Origin of the sequence: Microbacterium sp. NPDC079176 (assembly GCF_040686675.1) — a bacterium.
Lineage (GTDB): Bacteria > Actinomycetota > Actinomycetes > Actinomycetales > Microbacteriaceae > Microbacterium.
The window spans coordinates 112545-131943 of record NZ_JBFBLM010000001.1; the positions used below are offsets into that span (position 1 = coordinate 112545).

Sequence of the window (19399 nt, forward strand, 5' to 3'; positions counted from 1 at the left end):
AGCCGCCCCGGGCTAACCGGCCGGCGCCAGCACCAGAGTGTGACGCGTCGCCGCATCGACCGCCCCGTCGGTGAACGCCCACGGCCGCTGAATCCCCGCCGCCCAGTCGGACGTCTGATCGACGTAGTGCTCGTCGAACGCGTGTCCGGATGCGCCGGTGAGGTGGATCCAGGTCGAGGCGTCGAGATCGGAGAGGTCGACGACCATCCGCATCGACGGCACGGTGGTCGTGGCGTACGACGTGCCGAGCTCCCAGCCGGTGGCGTTGACCACGGACGCGCCGCCGCTGACGGCGTAGGGGCCGCGGTTGAAGAGGGCTTCGATCGGGGCGATGCCGGAGGACCCGAGGGTGTCGCTCGTGAGGGTGATCGCGTGCAGGTCGCCCCACCTCCATGCGGTGACGACGTCGCCCTGAACCGCGGAGAGCTCGTCGTACGCTTCCTCCGCCGACAGGGCGAGCATCTCGTCCATGCCCGCGACATCGATGCTCGGGTTGGTCCAGAGCGGGTCGGATGGGTCGTCGAGAAGATCCGCGACGACGGTGAAGAGTCGACCCTGGCCGTCGATCGGCAGGGGCTGGTCGCGTTCGGCGAACAGGTTCTGCACGAGGTTCGACCAGAGGACGTTCGCGTAGGCGGCCGCGGCCGACCCCGCGTCGTTCTGTGCGTCCCACGAGCGCAGCAGCGCCACGGCATCTGCAGTCCCCGCACCCGTCACCTCCACATCCTCCATCTCCGTTGCGAGTCGCTTGCCGATCCACATCTCGCTGTCCATCTGGATCTCCCGCATGTCCTGGGCGGTGAGCGGTGCGGCGGCGGCGCGTCGCTCGATCAGGTGCGCGATGCGATCGGCCCTGTAGCCGTAGTCCCAGTCCCGTGAGAGGAAGTAGGGGTAGTCGTCGGTGACGATCGCGTTGTTCGCGGTCACGATGTACCCGGATGCCGGGTTGTATGACACCGGCAGTTCGTCGAACGGGATGAATCCGGTCCAGTCGTAGCTGCTGTCCCAGCCGGGCTGCGGCATCCATCCGTCGCCGGCCCCGCGCACGGGGAGGCGTCCGGGGGTCTGATAGCCGATGTTGCCTTCGACGTCCGCATAGATGAGGTTCTGTGCCGGCACATCGAACAGCGCGGCCGCCGCGCGGAACTCCTCGAAGTCCTGGGCGGTCGACAGAGCGAAGATCGCGGTCGCGGCCGTGCCGGGGTCGAGCGCCGTCCAGCGCAGGCTGACCGCGTACTCGGCTCCCTCCGGCGCGGTGCCGGTGGGCGCCGGACCTGTCGCGCCGCCGGCAGCGAGGCCCGGCTCAGGGTCGTCGGCGATCGCGGTGAAGTCGTCGGTGAGACCCGAGATGATCGGTCCGTGCACGGTCGACCGGATCGTGAGCTCGATGTCGTCGCCCCCGGCCACCGCGATCGTCTCGGTGGTCTCGTCGATCGGCACCAGCGCGCCGTCGCGCCAGTACTGGTCGCCCTCGATCCGCTCGACGTAGAGGTCGGTGACGTCGGTGGTCAGGTTGGTGAAGCCCCAGGCGACCTGCTGGTTGTGGCCGATCACGATGCCGGGGAGACCCGAGAACGAGAAACCGCCCATGTCGAACGGGCAGTCGTCGGTGACCTCGCTGCACCGGAGCTGCACCTGATACCAGACCGAGGGGAGTGATGCGCCCAGGTGCGGGTCGTTGGCGAGCAGCGGCATGCCGGTGTCGGTGAGGTCCCCGGACACGACCCACGAGTTCGATCCGATCCCCTCGCCGACATCGCCGACGAGCAGGCTTGCCGCCTCGATCACGTCCGACGCCTCCTGCCACTGGATCGTCGTCGCCGCCTGCTGCATCTCGCCGTCGTTCCCATCGGTCGTGAGCGCGGCGGGCTCGGCACCGGCCTCGGTGATCGGGGCGGTCGAGATCTCGGGGACGATGACGGGGTGATCCTCGAACGGATACGGCGGGTATAGCTCGTCGAGCGTCGTGGTGATCCCGGCGGCGTCGGAGGTCTCCGCCAGCTGGGCGGCCAGGAGCGAGCGCTCGACCTCGTCTTCGACGTTGCCGCGGAGATCCCAGGCCATCGCCTTGAGCCACGCCACCGAATCGGCGGCTTCCCAGGGCTCCGGCGCGTACTCCGGGTTCTGTATTCCGAGAACGGCATATTCGAGCGAGAGCTCGGCGCCCGAGCGGGAGGAGAGGTAGGCGTTGACGCCGTCGGCGTAGGCCTCGTAGTAGCCGCGGGTGACGTCGTCCATGGCCTCGACCTCGGCCTCGGCGACCTTGCGCCAGCCGAGCGTGCGGAGGAAGGCATCGGTCCCGGCCTGCGATTCGCCGAACATCTCGGCCACGCGTCCCGCCGTGACGTGCCGGCGGAAGTCCATCTCGAAGAAACGGTCCTGCGCGTGCACGAAGCCCTGGGCGTAGAAGAGATCGTGCGATGAGTCGGCGGTGATGGTCGGGATGCCGCTGGCGTCGCGCTGCACCGTGACCTCGGCCTGCAGCCCGTCGAGCGACAGGGTGCCGTCGGTCTGCGGGAACGAGCGCTGGATGGTCCAGGTCACGAAGAAGGCACCGGCGACGGCGACCACCACGATCGCAGCGACGACGAGGAACACGATGCGGCCGATGCGAGCACCCAGGGAAGGGCGCGACGGGTCGACGATCTCGGTCGAATGGGTTGTCATCTTCGAGAACTCTTTCGGGTGGCATGGCGGAACTCAGTCCCAGAGAGTCCCAGAGCGCGTCTCAACAGACGCTTCCGGAATACTACCCATAAAGCATTCGCGGGCGGGGGTGTTCTCGCCCCCGCCCGCAGTGTCAGCCGATCAGGCTCGGCTGCAGGTCGCGCAGCGTGCGCCGGTGCGTCATGCGCGTCACTCCGATGGCGGCGAGCAGCAGCGCGCCGACCAGCCAGATGCCCAGTACCACCAGATCCCAGCCCGCCCGGCCGAGGCTGCCGCCGTACATCAGCTGCCGCATGGCGTCGACGACGTAGCCGAGGGGCAGCACGTGGTGGAGCGCGGCCAGCGGGGCGGGGAGGGTCTGCCAGGGGAAGGTGCCGCCCGCGGTGACGAGCTGCAGAACCATGAGCACGAGTCCGAGGAACTGCCCCACGGAACCGAGCCAGACGTTGAGGGCGAGGATGATCGCCGCGAAGGTCGCCGACGCGAAGATCATCACGCCCAAGGTGCCGATGGGGTTGTTGAACGTGAAGCCCAGGGTGATCGCCAGGATGCCCATGAGCCCCAGCATCTGCACCGCGCCGAGCATCGCCGGGGTGAGCCACCCGGCGAGCGTCACTCGGATCGGAGAGTGCAGCGCCGTGACCGCGCGGCGGGAGATCGGCTTCACGATGAGGAACAGGGCGTAGATGCCGATCCAGGCCGACAGTGCGGCGAAGAACGGTGCGAGACCGGCGCCGTAGTCCTCGGCGGAGGCGACCTTGTCGCTCGAGACCTTGACCGGGTCGGCGATCGTGTCGGCCTGCAGCGTGCGGAGCTCCGGCGTCGAGACGGGGATCTGCTGCACACCGTCCGAGAGCCCGTCGCGCAGCTCGGCCGTTCCCGACGCGAGGGTTCCGAGCCCATCGCGCAGCTGGGCCGCGCCGTCGTTCGCCGCCGCGGCGCCGGTGGCGACGGTCTGCGCGCCGCTGGCCAGGGTCTGCGCGCCGCCGGCGAGCTGCGAGGCGCCGGATGCCACCGAGTCCGCTCCTGCGGCGAGCTGGTCGACCTTGTCGACCGCGTTCTGCACGGTCGAGTTGCCCTCCTGGAGTCGTGTCGCGAGGGGATCGAGTGTCGTGAGGACCCGATCGATCTGCTCCGGCGTCAGGCCCTGATCCGTGAGCACGGTGGCGATGTCCTCGCGCGCCTGGGGCAGAGCATCCGTCGCCTGCTGCACAGCCGATCCGGCCCGGTCCGCGACGTCGGCCAGCTGCCGGTTGCCGTCACTGACCTGCTGAGCCCCCGACGCCAGCGTCGCCGCACCACCGGCGAGCTCGGACGCGCCGCCCGCGAGCTGCGACGTGCCCGCGGCGAGCTGAGAGGTTCCGTCTGCGAGCGTCGCACTGCCGGTGGCGGCGGTGTCGGCGCCGTCGGCGAGCTGGGTCGCTCCGTCGACCGCGGTCACGAGGTTGTCGCGCACCTCGCTGAGGCCGGTGAGCAGGCGCTCTGCGGCCTCGCTGCCCACCATCTCGGCGACCGAGCTGCGGATCTTCTCCACCGCCTGCGTGCCCATCGACGACGCGAGGTAGTTGTTCGCGTCGTTGGTCTCGAGCTCGATGCGCGCCTGGTGGGGGTCGTCACCCGCGGCCGAGGTCAAGGCCGACGAGAAGTCGGCGGGGATCGTGACGGTGAAGTCGACCGTTCCCTCCCGCAATGCGTCGGCGGCCTCGTCGGCCGACATCCGCTGCCAGTCGAAGGCGTTGCCGTCGATGAGGTTGTCGGCGACGTCCTCGCCGTAGTTCACGGTCTCGCCGGTGGCGGCATCCGTTCCCGTGGTGGGCTCGGGGGCTCCACTGTCATCGACGACCAGCGCGACCGGGACCTCCGGGAACTTCGCGTACGGGTCCTGGTTGGCCCAGAGGTACAGGCCGCCGTAGAGGATGGGCACGCAGACCAGTGCGATCAGGGCGATCACGCCCATCCTGCTCGCGGTGAGGCGCCGCAGCTCGGCGGCGATCATGGCGGGAACCTTCATCGCTCGCCTCCGTTCTCTGTCGTGTTCGGCTCGGGTTCTGCGGCTGGGTCTTCGTCGTCGGCCGGGGGAGAGCCGAGAGCATCCGCGTGCTCGGCGTCGGCATGCGGTGTCGCGGGGCGCTCGTCCGGGTCTTCCGCCTCGGGCTCTGGCTCAGGATCCGGTTCGGGCGCCGGCTCTGGCTCAGGGTCGGGCTCGGGATCCGGTTCGGGCGCTGGCTCGGGCTCGGGCTCGGCCTCGGAGTCTGGCTCGGGCTCGGGATCAGAGCCGCCGGGCAGGTCGAGGACGAGCGGCTCGACCGGTCCGGACGCGTTGATCGCCTCGAGTTCGTGCATGCGCTCGAGGGCGACCGCAGCGGATCCGCCGATGACGACGAGCATCGCGTACCCGCGGTCGGCGAACTCCGACGCGATCCGCCACCAGCCGTCCGGGCTGCCGCCGTGACGGTCGGGCGAGACGAGCACGATTCCTTCGGTGCCCGTGCGGAGGATCGCGAGTTCGCAGAGGATGCGCACCCGTGCGGCGGGATCGACGTTGCCGATCGCCACGCCGGCGAGCTCGCCGAAGCCGAGTTGATTCAGCCAGCGCCGTGCGTGCAGAGGGGTGGCGCCGACGCCGGCGAACATGAGCTCTTCGCCGACGACACCCGCGAGGGTGATGTCAGCGTGGGGATCGCTCACGTCGGGGGCGTCGACGAGCGCGATCGTGCGGCGCAGCGCGCGGTTGTCCGCGTCGCCGTCGATCGTCACGCGCCCGGTGTCCGGCCGCATCCGACCGCTGGCGATGAGGCCCAGCACCGTCGGGCGCTGCTCGGTCTCGGCGAGTGCGAAGCGCACCGCTCCGCTGTGGAACTCGAGGCTCGTCGTCGGCAGCGCCTGACCACCGCGTCCCTTGCTCACGTCGTGCAGGGTGACCCTCATGCGCTGACCTCCTGTGATTCGACGATGTCCGGGTGCGCGCTCAACAGCTCGTCGGCCTCGCGCCACGAGAGTCCGGCGATGCTGAGCAGAGTGCGAACAGCGAGATCGGCTGCCCCGGTGCTCGATGCGTCCGTGCGCGAGACGACCGTGCGGGCGACCTCTTCGATGAGGCGGGCGAGGGTCGAGGCAGAGAGGTCTGTGCGGAAGCTGCCGTCTTCCTGCCCGCGACGCGCGAGGGCGGCGACGGTGCGGCGCAGCGGGGCCAGGGCGTCTGCGGTGTGCTGCACGTGGGCTTCGTCGAGGGCGAGCGCGGCTGCGACCTGAACGTGCGCCGCCTCCTGCCAGAGTCGTGCGGCGAGGCGGGCCAGCGCGATGCGCGAGTCGGCGTCGATGACGGATTCGGCGATCGCGTTGAAGCGCTGCGCTCCGACCGAGATCAGCTCGCGGATCAGAGCCTCTCGGTCGTCGAAGTGGCCGTAGAGGGTGCGGCGCGACAGGCCGGCGCTGCGGGCGATGACGTCGATGGACGCCCGCGGGTCGGTGGCGAGGGTCGCGCGGGCCGCATCGAGGATTCCGGCGCGGTTCTCGACGGAGTCGCGACGGGGAGCACGGGTGGTCATGCCTCAATGATACGTAATGTGCACAGTAGTGTGCAAGATAACTCGGGGGACTCACAGGGTCTGAACGGTGGGCCGTTCACAACTCAGCACGGATGGGCGCTTAAAGCCGCAATCAGCACCATGCGGACCCGAATCCCGGCGCTCATGCTGAATCGTGAACGGCGAGCGGCGGGCACAGACAGAAAAGGGGGCGGATGCCGCAGCATCCGCCCCCTTCTGCAGAACCCTTGACGTCAGTCGGTGCCGGAGTCGAAGGCAGCGCCCTCGGATGCGGTGTCGACCGCGTCGGCGAAGTTCTCGTCGACCTCTTCGACGGAACCCGTGATCTCGCCGGACTCGCCGGCGGTGACGCGACCGACGAGCTCGCCCGTCGCGCCGCCCACGAGGCCGAGGCCTGCGTACTGCTCGAGGCGTGCGCGCGAGTCGGCGATGTCGAGGTTGCGCATCGTGAGCTGGCCGATGCGGTCGACCGGGCCGAAGGCGGCGTCGCCGACGCGCTCCATCGAGAGCTTCTCGGGGCCGTAGGACAGGTTCGGCGAGGTGGTGTCGAGGATCGTCCAGTCGTCACCGCGGCGCAGGCGGATCGTCACGGTGCCCGAGATCGTGAGGCCGACCCAGCGCTGGATGGACTCGCGCAGCATGAGCGACTGCGGCTCGAGCCAGCGGCCCTCGTACATCAGCCGACCGAGGCGGCGACCCTGCTCGTGGTAGGTCGCGAGGGTGTCCTCGTTCAGGATGCCGTTGACGAGGCGCTCGTAGGCGATGAAGAGCAGCGCCATGGCCGGGGCCTCGTAGATGCCGCGCGACTTCGCCTCGATGATGCGGTTCTCGATCTGGTCGCTCATGCCGAGGCCGTGGCGTCCGCCGATCGTGTTGGCCTCCTGCACCAGGGCCACCGGGTCGGTGTACTCGACGCCGTTGAGTGCGACGGGGCGGCCGGCCTCGAACGTGACGGAGACGTCTTCGGTCTCGATCGCGACCGAGGGGTCCCAGAACTTCACGCCCATGATGGGGTCGACGGTCTCGAGCGAGACGTCGAGGTGCTCGAGCGTCTTCGCCTCATGCGTGGCGCCCCAGATGTTGGCGTCGGTCGAGTACGCCTTCTCGACCGAGTCGCGGTAGGGGAAGTCGTGGGCGACGAGCCACTCGCTCATCTCCTTGCGGCCGCCGAGCTCGGTGACGAAGTCGGCATCCAGCCACGGCTTGTACACGCGCAGACGCGGGTTGGCGAGCAGGCCGTAGCGGTAGAACCGCTCGATGTCGTTGCCCTTGTAGGTCGAGCCGTCGCCCCAGATGTCGACGCCGTCCTCCTTCATGGCGCGCACCAGCAGCGTGCCGGTGACGGCGCGGCCGAGGGGAGTGGTGTTGAAGTAGGTGCGGCCGCCGGAGCGGATGTGGAAGGCGCCGCAGGCGAGCGCCACCAGGCCCTCTTCGACCAGCGCGGTCTTGCAGTCGACCAGGCGCGAGGCCTCGGCGCCGTACTCGAGGGCACGGCCGGGGATCGACTCGATGTCGTCTTCGTCGTACTGACCGAGATCACCGGTGTACGTGTAAGGGACGGCGCCCTTGTCGCGCATCCACGCGACGGCGACGGAGGTGTCGAGTCCTCCGGAGAAGGCGATGCCGACGCGCTCGCCGACGGGAAGTGACTGGAGGACCTTGGACATGCTTCCCAGTCTATCGGCGGCGTGTCGGCTGTTTCGGACGGCGTCGGCCGTCAGCGGGCGACGACGGCGTCGAGCGCCTCGGGCTCGGAGTCGAGCCGCGCCAGCTCGCGTCGCTGATGCGCGGCGTAGCCGGCACCCCAGCTCGTGAGCGACTCGACGAGCGGCATCGATCCGCGCCCGAGGTCGCTGAGTCGGTATTCGACTTTGGGAGGCACCTGCCGGTAGACCGTGCGGAGGATCAGGCCGTCATCCTCCAGCTCGCGCAGCTGACGGGTGAGCACGCGGGCTGTGGGCTCGTCGAGAAGCCGGCTGAGTTCGCCGAAACGCAGCACCTCATGCTCATCGAGGAGGCTGAGGATGCTGGGCTTCCAGGCCCCGCCGAGGACGGCGATCGAGATCTCCGCGTCGCACGCGTCGCCCCACTCCCGGACGATCCGCTCGGTCTTCTCCCTCATCGGCTCCGCCTCCTGGTCGTCATGGTATCCATTCGGTCACTATCTACCCGGAATGACAGTACTTGTCTGAAGTGTACTCAGACCGGGAGACTGATGCGGTGACCTTCCCGATTCCCACGGCATCCGCTCGACCGCGCACGACCCTGCATCCGTGGCTCGCCATGATCCCGCTGCTTCTCGGCATCCTGACCGGGGCTCTCGCGATCAGCAGCATGTCGACCGCGCTGCCCGCGATCCGCGGCGATCTCGTCCTGTCCGACAGTGGAGCGCTGTGGCTCGTCGACGTGTACGCGCTGTCGCTGGCGGCGACCCTGATCATCGCGGCCAGGATCGGAGACGCGTTCGGTCGCAAGCGGATCGTGCTCGCCGGTCTCGCCGGCTTCGCGGTGCTCAACCTCGTCGGCGGATTCGCTCAGGACGGGATGCTGCTCATCGTCGTCCGGGCGCTCCTCGGCGTCGCCGAGGCGTTCGTCGTGGCGGGCGTCGTCGCGACGATCGGGGCGCACTATCACGCACGGCAGCGGGTGCTCGCCTACGGGCTGTGGACCGCGACGTTCGGTGCCGGCAGCGCGCTCGGACCCGTGCTCGGCGGGCTGGTGACCGAGGGTCCGGGGTGGCGCTGGCTGCTGCTCGGAAGCGTGCCGCTCGCCGTCGTCGCCGGGGTGCTCGCGATCTGGCTCGTGCCGGATTCGCGCAGCTCCCGTCGCCCGTCGTGGGACATCCTCAGCATCGTGTCGTCGATCGTCGCGCTCGGGTCTCTCGTCTTCGCCCTGCACGAGGTGCTCGCCGCTCCCCTCGCCGCCGGCATCGCGGGTGTCGTCGCCGTCGTGACGCTCGTCTTCTTCATCCGCCGCCAGCGTGCCCTCGCCGAGCCTCTCATCGACATGCGGCTGTTCGGCGTGCCCGGCTTCAGCCCTGCGATCGTGCGCATCCTGGCGAGCAGCGGGGTGTCGACGGCATCCGTGCTCCTGGTGAGCCTCCACCTGCAGGATGCGCGGGGCTTCAGCGCGGCCGAAGCCGGTATCGCGATCCTCCCGCAGGCGGTGGCGATCGCCCTCGGCGGGGTGCTCGCACCCCTGTTCCTGCGGTGGTTGACCTCGCCGACGCTCACCGTGCTCGCCCTGGTGGTGCAGGGGGCGGGACTCGCGTGGCTGTCGACGGGCGTCGAGCTGGTCGTGATCCCTCTGGTGCTCGTCGGCGCGGGGTTCGGAGTCGCGGCGACGCTCGCCGCCACCACGCTCTTCGACGTCACGACGGAGGACGACGCCGGTCAGGTGGGGGCGATCCAGGAGGTCGGGTTCGCCCTCGGCGGCGGTCTCGGCATCGCGGTGCTCGGCACGATCGCGTCGATCGTCGGCTCTCGCGGCTTCCTCGTCGCCCTGCTGGTCGCGACCGTCGGGGTCGTCGCCGCCGCGCTCCTGCCGCTGTGGAGACGCTCGCCGGTGAGCGCTGCCGAGAACCCGGCCATCGATGCCCGCTGAAGGAAGGACACCCGTGTCAGCATCGCGCCCGACCGTCCACTGGATCTATGCCCACCCCCGATCGAGCTCGTTCAACGCGCGACTGTTCCGAGATGGGGTCGACGCCCTCGCGCGCGACCACGATGTCGAGATCACCGACCTGTACTCTCAGGGCTTCGATCCGGTTCTCGCAGCGCCGGATCTGGGCGAGCCCCGGGGGCGTGAGGGCAGCGTCGTCGACCTGATGGGCGAGGCGTACGCCGCGGGCCAGCTGCCGCCGGACGTCACCGAGGAGCAGCGCAAGCTCGCGGCCGCCGACCTCGTCGTGCTCCAGTTCCCGCTGTGGTGGTACGGACCGCCGGCGATCCTCAAAGGCTGGCTCGATCGGGTGCTCACCAACGGCTTCGCCTACGGCCCCGCGGATGCCGAGACCGGTCTGCCGCTGCGATACGGAGAGGGCCCGCTCGCCGGGCGCCGAGCTCTCGTGATCGTGACGGCAGGGGAGGACGAGCGCTCGATCGGAGAACGGGGCATCAGCGGGGATCTGGACTCGCTGCTGTTCCCGCTGACCCACGGCACCCTCTGGTACACGGGCATCGAGCCGCTCGACCTGCACGTCGTCCACGACGCTGACGGGTTGGACGCGGAGCGCGTCGATCTCGAGAGCGCACGGCTGATCGAGAGGCTCTCCGGAGTGGCGTTCGAATCTCCGAGCCGCCCGTACCGTCGGCTGCGCGATGGCGACTACCACGGCACCCGGGCGCTGCGATCGGACCTGCTTCCCGGGCGCACCGACCTCGGCATCCATCGCGTCGCGGTCGACTGAGGCGACGCGGCCCGACGCGCGCGGGCGTAGCTCTCCGCTTCTGCACGATCGGCCCCGACGGTGGCAGAGTGTCCGTGAAGGAGGACGGCATGGGTGGAGCGATCCTGTGGGGCGTCGTCGCGGCGTCGCCCCTCATCATCGGCGCTGTTCTCGCTCTCCTGCGCACCTGGCCGCCGCGCTGGCTGGGCATCGTGCTCGGCTTCGGAGCCGGTGCCCTGATGGCCTCCATCGCCTTCGAGCTGTGGGAGGAGGGGCTGGACCTCGCAGGCCCCATCCCTCTCATCGTCGGCGTGGTCGCTGGCGCGCTCGCGTACTTCATCGCCGACCGGATCCTCGATGCGCGAGCCGCGAAGTCCCAGGAACGGGGAGCGGGCGTCCCGCTCGCGCTCGGAGCACTGCTCGACGGCATCCCCGAGCAGCTCGTGCTGGGAATCGGACTGGCCTCCGGAGAACCGGTGAGCATCGCGCTCGTCGTGGCGATCGTGGTCTCGAACCTGCCCGAGTCGATCGGCTCGGCCGCCGACCTGCTGAAGGGCGGCATGGCGAAGTCGCGCGTGCTGCTGCTGTGGGCCGGCATCTCGGTCATCTGCGCGCTGGCGACCGTCGCCGGATTCGCGGTGGCGAGCAGCACCGGCGACGACTTCCGGGCCGGCGCGAGCGGCTTCGCGGCAGGCGCGCTGCTCGTGATGCTCGTCGACTCGATGGTGCCCGACGCGCAGCAGAAGGCCAAGCAGGTGACCGGGCTCGCGACCGTGCTGGGCTTCGCGCTCGCCGCGGGGCTCTCGCTCGCGAGCTAGCATCACCGCGATGAGCCCGCCCGATAGGTCAGCCCTCGCGGACGACCCGGATGCTCACCCAACGGAACGCGGCGAGATCCGTGTCGCTGAGGTCCGTCGGGTCGCCGAGCTCGGAGCGAAACGTCACCGTCGTCCCGGTCCCCGCGCCGGCGCCGGGTGAGACTTCTGCCGGATCGGCCAGGATGCGCAGGTCCGTCGACGGGACTCCGTGGTGGTATTCCTGCACCCACCGCCCGTCAGCCCGCCGGTTCTCGTGGGCGAGGACAGAGCTGAGTGCCGAGACTGTCGACATTCCGCGGCGCGGCAGACCATCCGGCAGAAGCGGTGCCGAGGCAGATTCGAAGAAGCGGACATCCCGGGTGGCCATGACGGGCTTCCGCACGATGTCACCCCCGCCGTCGGTCCGCGTGTCGGTGCCGCGGCCATCGTCGGCGACCGACACCGAGCCGTCGCGAGAGATGCTCACGACGACATGGCCGATTCGCCCGAGCCCAGCGGCCTCGTCGTCCGCGTACGCGAGGACTTCGAGGATCTGATGGCGGCGTCCGCCGGGTTCGTACATGGCTCGTTCGTCGCGGATGCCGTGCAGGTGATCGACGTCGACATCTCGCGCCCAGTCATGCGTCGTGATGGTCCACGTGGCGCGATCCTCCGACTTCATCACCGCACTCTACCGATCCGCGGCCGGTCGGGGATGGCAGACTCGCCAGGGCTCAGAACCCGGGGTACTCCTGCAGCTTCTGCTCGAACTCGGCTCGGTCCGCATCGCTGAGCACGGCGCTCGCGATGACCACCATCTGCAGCCCCTCGAGGGGCTCGCCGGTGCGGGCGTTCTGCGCCTCGCGCGTCGTCAGGAAGTCGCCCGACGGGTCGTTCGAGAGGTCGAAGATGTTCGCGTAGAACCTCATCGGATCGGGGTAGTTCTCGGTGTAGTACTCCCACGTGTGCTGCTCGCGCGGGTCTTCGCTGCCGTAGAGCTTCGCGATCATCGACGCGTCGATCCCCGAGTACTCCCCGTTGAACGAGTACAGCGTGGGCAGACCGTGCTCGGCGACGACCGAGTCGATCGTCGACATGACCTCGAGCTTGAGGCTGTAGTCCTGGATCGGCTCGGTGGTGGCCCAGCCGGCGGAGGTGTACTCGATGAGCATCGATTCGCCGCCGTAGCCGTTGCGCTCCGGACGCAGATCCTCGTCGCCGACCTGCACCCAGTCGTATCCGTACTCGGCGGTGATGCGCTCGCGGATGTCGGCGAACAGGCTGTCCGCCTCGGTCTTCACCTCTTCGAGCGACTGCTGGGTGAGAGCGTCCTGCGGATCGGTGCCCTTGATGCCCGGGTAGGCCTCTTCGTGCTTCTGCTCGTCGGTCTTCATGCCGTCGTAGCTGCCCGAGGCCGACGTCTGCAGTGCACCGATGCCGCCCACGGTGGCGACGTTGAAGATCAGCGTGACAGCGAGGGCGACGGCGGCCAGCGTGCGTCCTCGGGCGGTGAACAGCGCGCCGATCACGACGGCGACGACGACGAGCTGCAGCGTCAGCATCGTCACGCCGTAGACCGCGTCGGTCGCTCCGATCGCGAGCATGATGAGGAGGATCAGGGCGAACAGGATGCCGGCGATCAGTGCGATCCAGCCGAGTGCGTTCGCCGGCTTCTTCTCCGCGGAGGCGACGTCGGCTGCGGTCGCCGTGCCCGACATCGCCGGAGCGCCGGGATGCTGCACGACCGGCCCGGCCTGGCGGCGGGCGTTGCGATAGCCGCCGGGCGGCGGCACGGGCGGCGCACCCTCCGTGCCGGCGACGTAGCGGGCCCGCTGCTTCTCGTGATCCATCACCATGGCTTGTCCGTTCCCGAGCCTCCGCCATCGTCGCCCTGCTGCTGATCGCGCTCCTGCGTGCCCTGCTCGAGCTTGTCCTCGAGCTCTTCGAGCTTCTCGTCGGAGGGCTGCGGCTCCTGCTCCTGCTCCTCCTCCGGCGGCGGCTGCTCGTTCTGCTGCTTCTGCTTGAGGCGGTCCTCGAGGTCTTCCCTGCTCTGCTGCATGTCGCGGTCGGGGTCGGACGACTGCTCCTGCGCCTCGTCGCTGTTGCACTCCTCGGGCATCTCGGTCGTGACGGTGAGCGCCTCGCCGTAGAACTCCGCGGCCCCCGCGCCGTCGCCCTCGGCGCGGGCGGCGTCGCCCATGCGCTCGAGGACGAGAGCGAGGTTGATGCGCACCGTGCACACCTCGAGGCCGGTCGCGAGGTCGAGTGATTCCTCGAGCTTCGCCCGAGCATCCGGCAGCTTCTCGGCGCCCGCCAGCGCGGTGCCGACGTTGAACGGCGCCTTGAAGGGCTCGAACCAGTTGAGGAACTCCTGCCCGCGGGCCGACGCCTCTGATCCGGCATAGTCATCGGCCACGTACGCGGTGATCGACTGGTGCGCGAATGCGTACATGCTGAGGATCTTGCCGACGAACAGCAGTGCGGCCAGTGTCAGCGGAAGCGTGCCGATCGCGATCCACCGTCGGATGCGGCGACGGCGACGATTCGAGGCCAGCAGCGCGGCGGCGGCCGACGCCCTCAGGTCCTCAGGGCTGTCGGACGGCGTCCCGCCGGCGCGTGCAGACAGATCCGTCATGCGGCACCTCCGTCGGTCGTCCGGCGTCGCGGCGATGTCGACGGCGCTCGCAGCAGACGCAGTCGGGCCACGAGCATGCTCGCCCTCGTGAGCTCCACGCCGAGCAGCGCCACGATCACGAGGGCGGCGACCCAGTAGAGCTCGGTCACGTTGCCCACGGTGCCGGACTCCGCGTAGGTGGTGGTGGTCGAGGGCGCCTCGGGCAGGGTGAGTGCGGCATCCGCGGTGCGGTGCTGGTACTCGACTCCGAGATCCGAGGCGATCGCCTCGAGGTTCCCCTCGTCGATCACCGACAGCGCGTTCGCACCCTCGTACTCGATGTATTCGCTCGACGAACCGTCCACGCCGCCCGTGGTGAGCTTCATCGGTCCGCCCTCCGCGGTGCCGTACCCGAGCACGGCGCCGGCGTCGGTGAGCTCGGCGCTCCCGTCGAACGGCTCGGGGGCCGACGAGACCGTCTGCTCGCCGTCTCCGAAGTAGAACACCATGCGCGAGCGATCGGGCGACGACTCGGCCGCGTTCGACAGGGTGCCCGAGAGCAGCTGGTTCGCGATGCCGATGGAGCTGCCGCGCGACTGGCTCGTCACCTCGGGGCGCAGCACCTCGAGCGACGAGACGAGCGCGGTGGTGTCGGTGGTGAGCGGCATGCGGAGATCGGCCGTGGCGTCGAACGTGATCAGCGCGAACCGCGCACCGGGGTACTCGTCGACGATCGCCTGCACGTCGGCGCGGACGCCGTCGAGGCGAGGCTTGTCGCCGTCCCAGTCCTCGGCGACGATGCTCGCGGTGGTGTCGACGACGAGCACGATGTCGGTGTCGGTCGCGAGGGTCTCGGTGGCACCGCCGGGGATCCCCGGGCGCAGGAGCATGACGAAGCAGGCGAGCAGCATGACGAGCCGCATGGCCCAGAGCGCCCGTCCGCGGCCGGTCGCCCTGATCAGCGCCATCACGGCGAGGGCGGCCACCGGCGCGCAGAGCAGAGCGAGGAGGAAGACGTTCAGCACGGGCTGGAAGATCACAGTCTCACCCTCCACAGCACGACGATGAACGAGAGCATCGAGATCATCAGCACGACGATCCAGAGGTTCGGCGCGTCTGTCCAGACGACCTGCGCCTGACCCTTCAGCGCGGACGCCTCCTGCTCCTGCACCTGCGTGACGATGTCGCTCACGGTGGTGGTGTCCCGGAGGCCGTACGCCTGTCCGCCCGTGGCCTCGGCGGCCTTCGTGAGCTCGGCGCTGACGTCGGCGTCCTTGCCCTGCACCGGGTTGAGTGCGAAGACGCGCACGCCGTTCGATGCGGCATACGCGGCGGCCTCGTCGAGCGTCACGATCGAGGCGCCGTTGACCTCGTTGTCGGTCGCGAAGATGATCGAGCGCGACCGCTCGTCGTCGGGGTGGTCGAACGCCATCGCGCATGCCGCGAGGCCGTCGCCGATCAGCGAGGCACCGTTGCCGTTGAGCGTGCCCACCCAGTGCTCGGGGACCGATTCGGCGAACTCGAAGCTCTCGCGGATGCTCTGCAGGTGGCTGCGGATGAACTCGTAGTCATCGGTCAGGGGGAAGATCTGCACGGGCGAGCTGTTGAAGATCGTGAGGCCGATGCGTTCGCCCTCGAAGTCCTCGAGCAGCTCCTCGAAGACCGTGAGCACCTCGACGTCGACCTCGCTCATCGACCCCGAGACGTCGAGGCAGAGCATGATGTCGCGGCTCGTATTGACGGGCTGGATGGTCTGCGACGCCATCGGCCGGGCGGAGACGACCCCGGCCGCGAGGGTCGCGATCACGCCGATGAGCAGGATGCTCGACAGTGCGAGCACGCGGCGGTTCAACGCCTGGCGGAAAGTCGGCAGCGCGCGCAGGCGCTCGGCTCGGGCGACGCGGGCGCGCTCGTGGGCCTCGGTCTTCACACCGCTGCGCAGCCCGATGACGATTCCGAGCGCTATCGCGATGACCACGACGGCCACGGCGACGAGGATGAGCCACCCGTTCGCTAGTGCCATGTGCGCACCACCGTTCGGGCCGCCTCGGCGCCGGCGATCGGGTCGATCGCGGGACCGGGCCGGAAGATGCTGGGGTAGTAGTGGCGACCCATGGCGTCGACGAGCGCGGGATGGACCCCTCGAGAGACGAGGTCGTCGAGCGCGAGCACCGGTGCCTCGAGTCCGCTGTACTCGTTCACGAACGTGCGCACGACGCGGCTGAGCTCGAGATTCGCGTTGCGGGCGGACAGGGTGCGGGCGCGGTAGTCGTCTTCGATGCGCTGGATCCGGTCGAAGTACTCGACCCGCAGCTGCGACAGCACGTCGGTGGTGAGCAGGGTCGGTCCCTGGGCGTCGCGCGACAGCGTGAGGTCACGTCGCGGCCTGGTGAGCGCCACGACCACCCATGCTGCCGCGATCAGCAGCAGGAGGATGCCGAATGCGACCAGGATCCAGCCCCAGCCGTATTGGAAAGGCGGGTACAGCTCATCAGAGTCGGGCATTCGACCTCCGATTCAGCAGCTGGAGCAGCTGCGAGACGGCGTCGTCCTGACCCGCCAGCACGCTGTGGCTGATCTCCATGCGCTTGAGCAGCTCAGCAAGACGCGCCGCGTCGGCCTCGGTCTGCGCGGCGAGCTCGCGGATGATGTCGGGATCGCCCTGCACGAAGTCCGGCACCTCCCACATGCTGTCGACATCGCTGCGGATGGTGGCCGTCGCGTGGTCGAGCACCGGATCGGCGTCGCTCACGGTCAGCCACAGGACGTCGTGCTGCACGCGCAGTCGGCGCAGCATCCGTTCGGTCTCCGTCGTGACCGGAGCCTGGTCGGTGATGACGACGACGATCATGCGGCGAGAGATCGTGCGCGTGACGTACGACAGCAGCGCGTCGCGGTCGCTGGCTGCCCTGCTCGTGTCGATCGACCGGTCGATCGTGCGCAGCGCGTGTTCCAGTGCGCCTTCGCTGCGGCCCGGCGCGCGGCGGCGGATGCGGTCGGAATCGCCGTAGACCAGTGAGAAGTCGTCGCCGTGCCGCAGCGCCAGCACGCCGAGCACGCCGGTGGCGAGGATCGCGAGGTCCTTCTTCGACTTCTCGTCGTGCGCGAGCGCGCCCATCGAGCGGCCGGTGTCGACCACGAAGAGGACCGTGTGCATCCGCATCGCACGGTGCCGCTTGACCAGAGGAGTGCCCAGTCGAGCCGTCGCGCGCCAGTCGATGTCGCGCACCTGATCGCCGTACTCGTACTTGCGCAGGTCCTCGAAGTCGAGGCTGCGGCCGTGCAGCAGCGACGCGTAGGCGCCGTCGAGCGCGTGCAGCGACTTGCGCGACGAGTGGATGAAGAGCTTGCTCTTCACCTGGGCGATCAGGCTGGCCATGGCGGGTCAGGGCGTGGGGACGGACGCGAAGATCTGGTCGATGATCTCCTCGCTGCGGATGCCCTCGGCGTCGGCCTCGAACGTCAGCAGCACGCGGTGACGCAGCACGAGGTGGCGCAGCGAGCGGATGTCCTCGGGGATCACGTGGCCGCGGCCGTTGAGCAGCGCCAGCGCCCGCGACGCCTGCAGGAACGCGATGCTCGCACGCGGGCTCGCGCCGTACTTGATGAAGCGCGCGCGCTCCTCGCCGATGTACGGGCCGGGGTTCCGCGTGACGTAGGCGATCGAGACGATGTAGCTGCGGATCGCGGGGTCGACGTAGATGCGGCTCGCGACGTCCTGCAGCATGTGCACGTCGTCGAGGCTGATGGCGCTCGAGACGTGACGGTCGGGATCGAGCACTCCCGAGTCGATGCGGCCGAGGATCTCGAACTCCTCGGCGGGACTCGGGTACTCGACGATCTCCTTGAGCAGGAAGCGGTCCATCTGCGCCTCGGGCAGCTCGTAGGTGCCCTCCTGCTCGATGGGGTTCTGCGTCGCGATCACCAGGAACGGCTTGGGCAGGTGGTGGACCTCGCCGCCGATCGTGGTCTGGTGCTCCTGCATGGCCTCGAGCATGGCGCTCTGGGTCTTGGCGCTCGAGCGGTTGATCTCGTCGAGCAGCACGAAGTTCGCGTGCACCGGTCCGAGCACGGTGCGGAACGACCCGGTCGCCGCGTCGTAGATCTGGTTGCCCGTGATGTCGCTGGGCAGCAGGTCGGGGGTGCACTGGATGCGCTTGAACTGCGCCCTCACGGTGTCGGCGAGGGTGCTGGCCGCGGTGGTCTTCGCCAGACCCGGAACGCTCTCGAGCAGGATGTGCCCGCCCGCGATCAGCGAGATCAGCAGGCTCATGCGCAGACGCTCCTGGCCGACCATCTTGGCCGAGTATGCGTCGGACACGGTCTTCAGCACGGCGCTCGCGCGCTGGAGCTCGGCGTCCGTCGGCGCTTCGGACTTCCTGCTCGCCGACGGGGAGGCCGCGGGGGCCGCGGGGGCCGCGGGGGCCGACGATTCGGCGCGGGTCGCGGGAGCGGGAGGAGCCGGCGCGGCGGCCTGGGCGGAGGGCGCAGGCGGAGGCGGCGGCGTCGAACCTGCGGAGGGGCCGGGCGCGTAGGGCTCGTTCATCGGTGTGTCTCCTCGTTCCCACGGGGGACGCGTCGACGACCCCCCGTCGACCAGCGTAACCGCATCGGCCGGCGCGGCTCCGGCCCCGGCGCGGATGGCGCGGCGGCGGGCCACGCAGGGGGGGACGGCATCCGTGACTCGACATCATGGGATCTGATCCGGCCCGACGCGTATATCGGCGGAGCGACGGACGCGTGCTTAGCTGAGAGCTCGATCTTCGGATGATGCGGGAACGATGAAGCAGCTCAGAACGATGCCGCGCAGTGCGCTCGAGTACTCGATCGGACGACCGTTATGGGTGGCCGTGGTCGTGCTGAACGTGATCCTCGCGGCCGTCGCTACCTCTGCTTGCGCCTGGGCGTACCTGCACGACACCGGGTCCATGCGATCCATGATCGGCGTGCTCATCGCTGTCCCTTCGCTGTGGTGGGTGATCGCGGTGACACTCTGGCTCACCACGCTCTCTCGCCGGCGCGTCAGCGCGGAGGACATCAGTCGGGCGAGTGCGAGCGTCCCCGGGGGCATCCTCCTTCCCGGATCGAAGCTCGTGCCCGCGATGACGCTGGTCGCGGCGCTCGCCGCCGCGTCGACCTTTGCGGTCGTGGCGGCGACCGTCAGCGGTGTGTGGCGCATCGTCTGGGCACTGGGCACTGGGCACTGTTCGCGGTGCTGCTGCTCGGTCCTGTCGTCAGTCACCTGATCTCACTGCGGCAGCCTCGGCGACTGTTCCTGCATCCCCGCGGGCTCGGATCCGCGACCTTCCACCTGGATGGCGAAGTGCACTGGGCCGACATCCAGAGCATCGACCTCGGCGTCGGCTCGCCTCCTCGATCCGCGCGA

At 69.5% G+C, this 19399-nt stretch carries 18 protein-coding genes; 4 read left to right on the top strand and 14 right to left on the bottom strand.

Annotated features, from left to right (window positions below):
• Positions 1-12: 12 nt before the first annotated feature.
• The 6 genes from AB0P11_RS00570 to AB0P11_RS00595 form a co-directional block, all read right to left on the bottom strand.
• Positions 13-2667, bottom strand: coding sequence for a penicillin acylase family protein (locus AB0P11_RS00570; RefSeq protein WP_363518771.1), 2655 nt, complete (start codon positions 2665-2667; stop codon positions 13-15).
• 133 nt (positions 2668-2800) lie between these two features.
• A complete protein-coding gene (locus AB0P11_RS00575) occupies positions 2801-4678 on the bottom strand; it encodes a YhgE/Pip domain-containing protein (RefSeq protein ID WP_363518774.1) in 1878 nt (625 codons plus the stop codon).
• Positions 4675-5595, bottom strand: a complete 921-nt coding sequence (locus tag AB0P11_RS00580) for a hypothetical protein (protein ID WP_363518777.1) — start codon at positions 5593-5595, stop codon at positions 4675-4677. Before AB0P11_RS00580 ends, AB0P11_RS00575 begins: the two co-directional genes overlap by 4 nt.
• Positions 5592-6215, bottom strand: coding sequence for a helix-turn-helix domain-containing protein (locus AB0P11_RS00585; protein ID WP_363518780.1), 624 nt, complete (start codon positions 6213-6215; stop codon positions 5592-5594). Before AB0P11_RS00585 ends, AB0P11_RS00580 begins: the two co-directional genes overlap by 4 nt.
• A gap of 233 nt (positions 6216-6448) precedes the next feature.
• Positions 6449-7882: an argininosuccinate synthase gene (gene argG / locus AB0P11_RS00590; RefSeq protein WP_056275848.1), complete on the bottom strand. Its 1434-nt coding sequence runs from the start codon at positions 7880-7882 to the stop codon at positions 6449-6451.
• Positions 7883-7932: 50 nt separating this feature from the next.
• Positions 7933-8337: a helix-turn-helix domain-containing protein gene (locus tag AB0P11_RS00595; protein WP_363518783.1), complete on the bottom strand. Its 405-nt coding sequence runs from the start codon at positions 8335-8337 to the stop codon at positions 7933-7935.
• Between the two features lie 98 nt (positions 8338-8435).
• Between AB0P11_RS00595 and AB0P11_RS00600 the strand changes: the two genes are divergently transcribed.
• From AB0P11_RS00600 to AB0P11_RS00610, 3 genes are all read left to right on the top strand, one after another.
• Positions 8436-9818, top strand: a complete 1383-nt coding sequence (locus AB0P11_RS00600; RefSeq protein WP_363518786.1) for an MFS transporter — start codon at positions 8436-8438, stop codon at positions 9816-9818.
• Between the two features lie 13 nt (positions 9819-9831).
• Positions 9832-10623 carry an NAD(P)H-dependent oxidoreductase gene (locus AB0P11_RS00605; RefSeq protein WP_363518789.1) on the top strand — a complete coding sequence of 264 codons (792 nt, stop codon included), beginning with the start codon at positions 9832-9834 and terminating at the stop codon, positions 10621-10623.
• 89 nt (positions 10624-10712) lie between these two features.
• Positions 10713-11420, top strand: coding sequence for a hypothetical protein (locus AB0P11_RS00610; RefSeq protein WP_056275856.1), 708 nt, complete (start codon positions 10713-10715; stop codon positions 11418-11420).
• Positions 11421-11448: 28 nt separating this feature from the next.
• On the opposite strand, the gene AB0P11_RS00615 is transcribed toward AB0P11_RS00610, so the two are convergent.
• From AB0P11_RS00615 to AB0P11_RS00650, 8 genes are read right to left on the bottom strand one after another with little or no spacing between them, the layout of a single operon-like run.
• Positions 11449-12081: an ATP-binding protein gene (locus tag AB0P11_RS00615; protein ID WP_363518793.1), complete on the bottom strand. Its 633-nt coding sequence runs from the start codon at positions 12079-12081 to the stop codon at positions 11449-11451.
• A gap of 52 nt (positions 12082-12133) precedes the next feature.
• Positions 12134-13255, bottom strand: coding sequence for a hypothetical protein (locus AB0P11_RS00620; RefSeq protein WP_363518796.1), 1122 nt, complete (start codon positions 13253-13255; stop codon positions 12134-12136).
• A complete protein-coding gene (locus tag AB0P11_RS00625; RefSeq protein WP_363518799.1) occupies positions 13249-14034 on the bottom strand; it encodes a hypothetical protein in 786 nt (261 codons plus the stop codon). Before AB0P11_RS00625 ends, AB0P11_RS00620 begins: the two co-directional genes overlap by 7 nt.
• A complete protein-coding gene (locus AB0P11_RS00630) occupies positions 14031-15068 on the bottom strand; it encodes a VWA domain-containing protein (protein WP_363518802.1) in 1038 nt (345 codons plus the stop codon). Before AB0P11_RS00630 ends, AB0P11_RS00625 begins: the two co-directional genes overlap by 4 nt.
• Positions 15050-16036 (bottom strand): VWA domain-containing protein, encoded by a 987-nt coding sequence (locus tag AB0P11_RS00635; RefSeq protein ID WP_363518805.1) that lies wholly within the window; start codon positions 16034-16036, stop codon positions 15050-15052. The genes AB0P11_RS00630 and AB0P11_RS00635 overlap by 19 nt, the downstream gene beginning before the upstream one ends.
• Positions 16027-16518 carry a hypothetical protein gene (locus AB0P11_RS00640; RefSeq protein WP_053098330.1) on the bottom strand — a complete coding sequence of 164 codons (492 nt, stop codon included), beginning with the start codon at positions 16516-16518 and terminating at the stop codon, positions 16027-16029. Before AB0P11_RS00640 ends, AB0P11_RS00635 begins: the two co-directional genes overlap by 10 nt.
• Positions 16505-17392: a DUF58 domain-containing protein gene (locus AB0P11_RS00645; RefSeq protein WP_363518809.1), complete on the bottom strand. Its 888-nt coding sequence runs from the start codon at positions 17390-17392 to the stop codon at positions 16505-16507. The genes AB0P11_RS00640 and AB0P11_RS00645 overlap by 14 nt, the downstream gene beginning before the upstream one ends.
• A gap of 6 nt (positions 17393-17398) precedes the next feature.
• The gene (locus tag AB0P11_RS00650; protein WP_363518812.1) at positions 17399-18559 is read right to left on the bottom strand and encodes an AAA family ATPase; all 1161 of its coding nucleotides are present in this window, start codon (positions 18557-18559) and stop codon (positions 17399-17401) included.
• Between the two features lie 235 nt (positions 18560-18794).
• Between AB0P11_RS00650 and AB0P11_RS00655 the strand changes: the two genes are divergently transcribed.
• Complete coding sequence (locus AB0P11_RS00655; RefSeq protein WP_363518815.1) at positions 18795-19259, top strand: hypothetical protein; 465 nt, start codon at positions 18795-18797, stop codon at positions 19257-19259.
• The last annotated feature ends 140 nt before the right edge of the window (positions 19260-19399 follow it).

Bases quoted from the DNA above. Each gene is read 5' to 3' on its own strand.
- AB0P11_RS00570 (WP_363518771.1), bottom strand. From the start codon at position 2,667: ATGACAACCCATTCGACCGAGATCGTCGACCCGTCGCGCCCTTCCCTG.
- AB0P11_RS00575 (WP_363518774.1), bottom strand. From the start codon at position 4,678: ATGAAGGTTCCCGCCATGATCGCCGCCGAGCTGCGGCGCCTCACCGCG.
- AB0P11_RS00580 (WP_363518777.1), bottom strand. From the start codon at position 5,595: ATGAGGGTCACCCTGCACGACGTGAGCAAGGGACGCGGTGGTCAGGCG.
- AB0P11_RS00585 (WP_363518780.1), bottom strand. From the start codon at position 6,215: ATGACCACCCGTGCTCCCCGTCGCGACTCCGTCGAGAACCGCGCCGGA.
- argG (WP_056275848.1), bottom strand. From the start codon at position 7,882: ATGTCCAAGGTCCTCCAGTCACTTCCCGTCGGCGAGCGCGTCGGCATC.
- AB0P11_RS00595 (WP_363518783.1), bottom strand. From the start codon at position 8,337: ATGAGGGAGAAGACCGAGCGGATCGTCCGGGAGTGGGGCGACGCGTGC.
- AB0P11_RS00610 (WP_056275856.1), top strand. From the start codon at position 10,713: ATGGGTGGAGCGATCCTGTGGGGCGTCGTCGCGGCGTCGCCCCTCATC.
- AB0P11_RS00615 (WP_363518793.1), bottom strand. From the start codon at position 12,081: ATGAAGTCGGAGGATCGCGCCACGTGGACCATCACGACGCATGACTGG.
- AB0P11_RS00620 (WP_363518796.1), bottom strand. From the start codon at position 13,255: ATGGTGATGGATCACGAGAAGCAGCGGGCCCGCTACGTCGCCGGCACG.
- AB0P11_RS00625 (WP_363518799.1), bottom strand. From the start codon at position 14,034: ATGACGGATCTGTCTGCACGCGCCGGCGGGACGCCGTCCGACAGCCCT.
- AB0P11_RS00635 (WP_363518805.1), bottom strand. From the start codon at position 16,036: ATGGCACTAGCGAACGGGTGGCTCATCCTCGTCGCCGTGGCCGTCGTG.
- AB0P11_RS00640 (WP_053098330.1), bottom strand. From the start codon at position 16,518: ATGCCCGACTCTGATGAGCTGTACCCGCCTTTCCAATACGGCTGGGGC.
- AB0P11_RS00645 (WP_363518809.1), bottom strand. From the start codon at position 17,392: ATGGCCAGCCTGATCGCCCAGGTGAAGAGCAAGCTCTTCATCCACTCG.
- AB0P11_RS00650 (WP_363518812.1), bottom strand. From the start codon at position 18,559: ATGAACGAGCCCTACGCGCCCGGCCCCTCCGCAGGTTCGACGCCGCCG.
- AB0P11_RS00655 (WP_363518815.1), top strand. From the start codon at position 18,795: ATGAAGCAGCTCAGAACGATGCCGCGCAGTGCGCTCGAGTACTCGATC.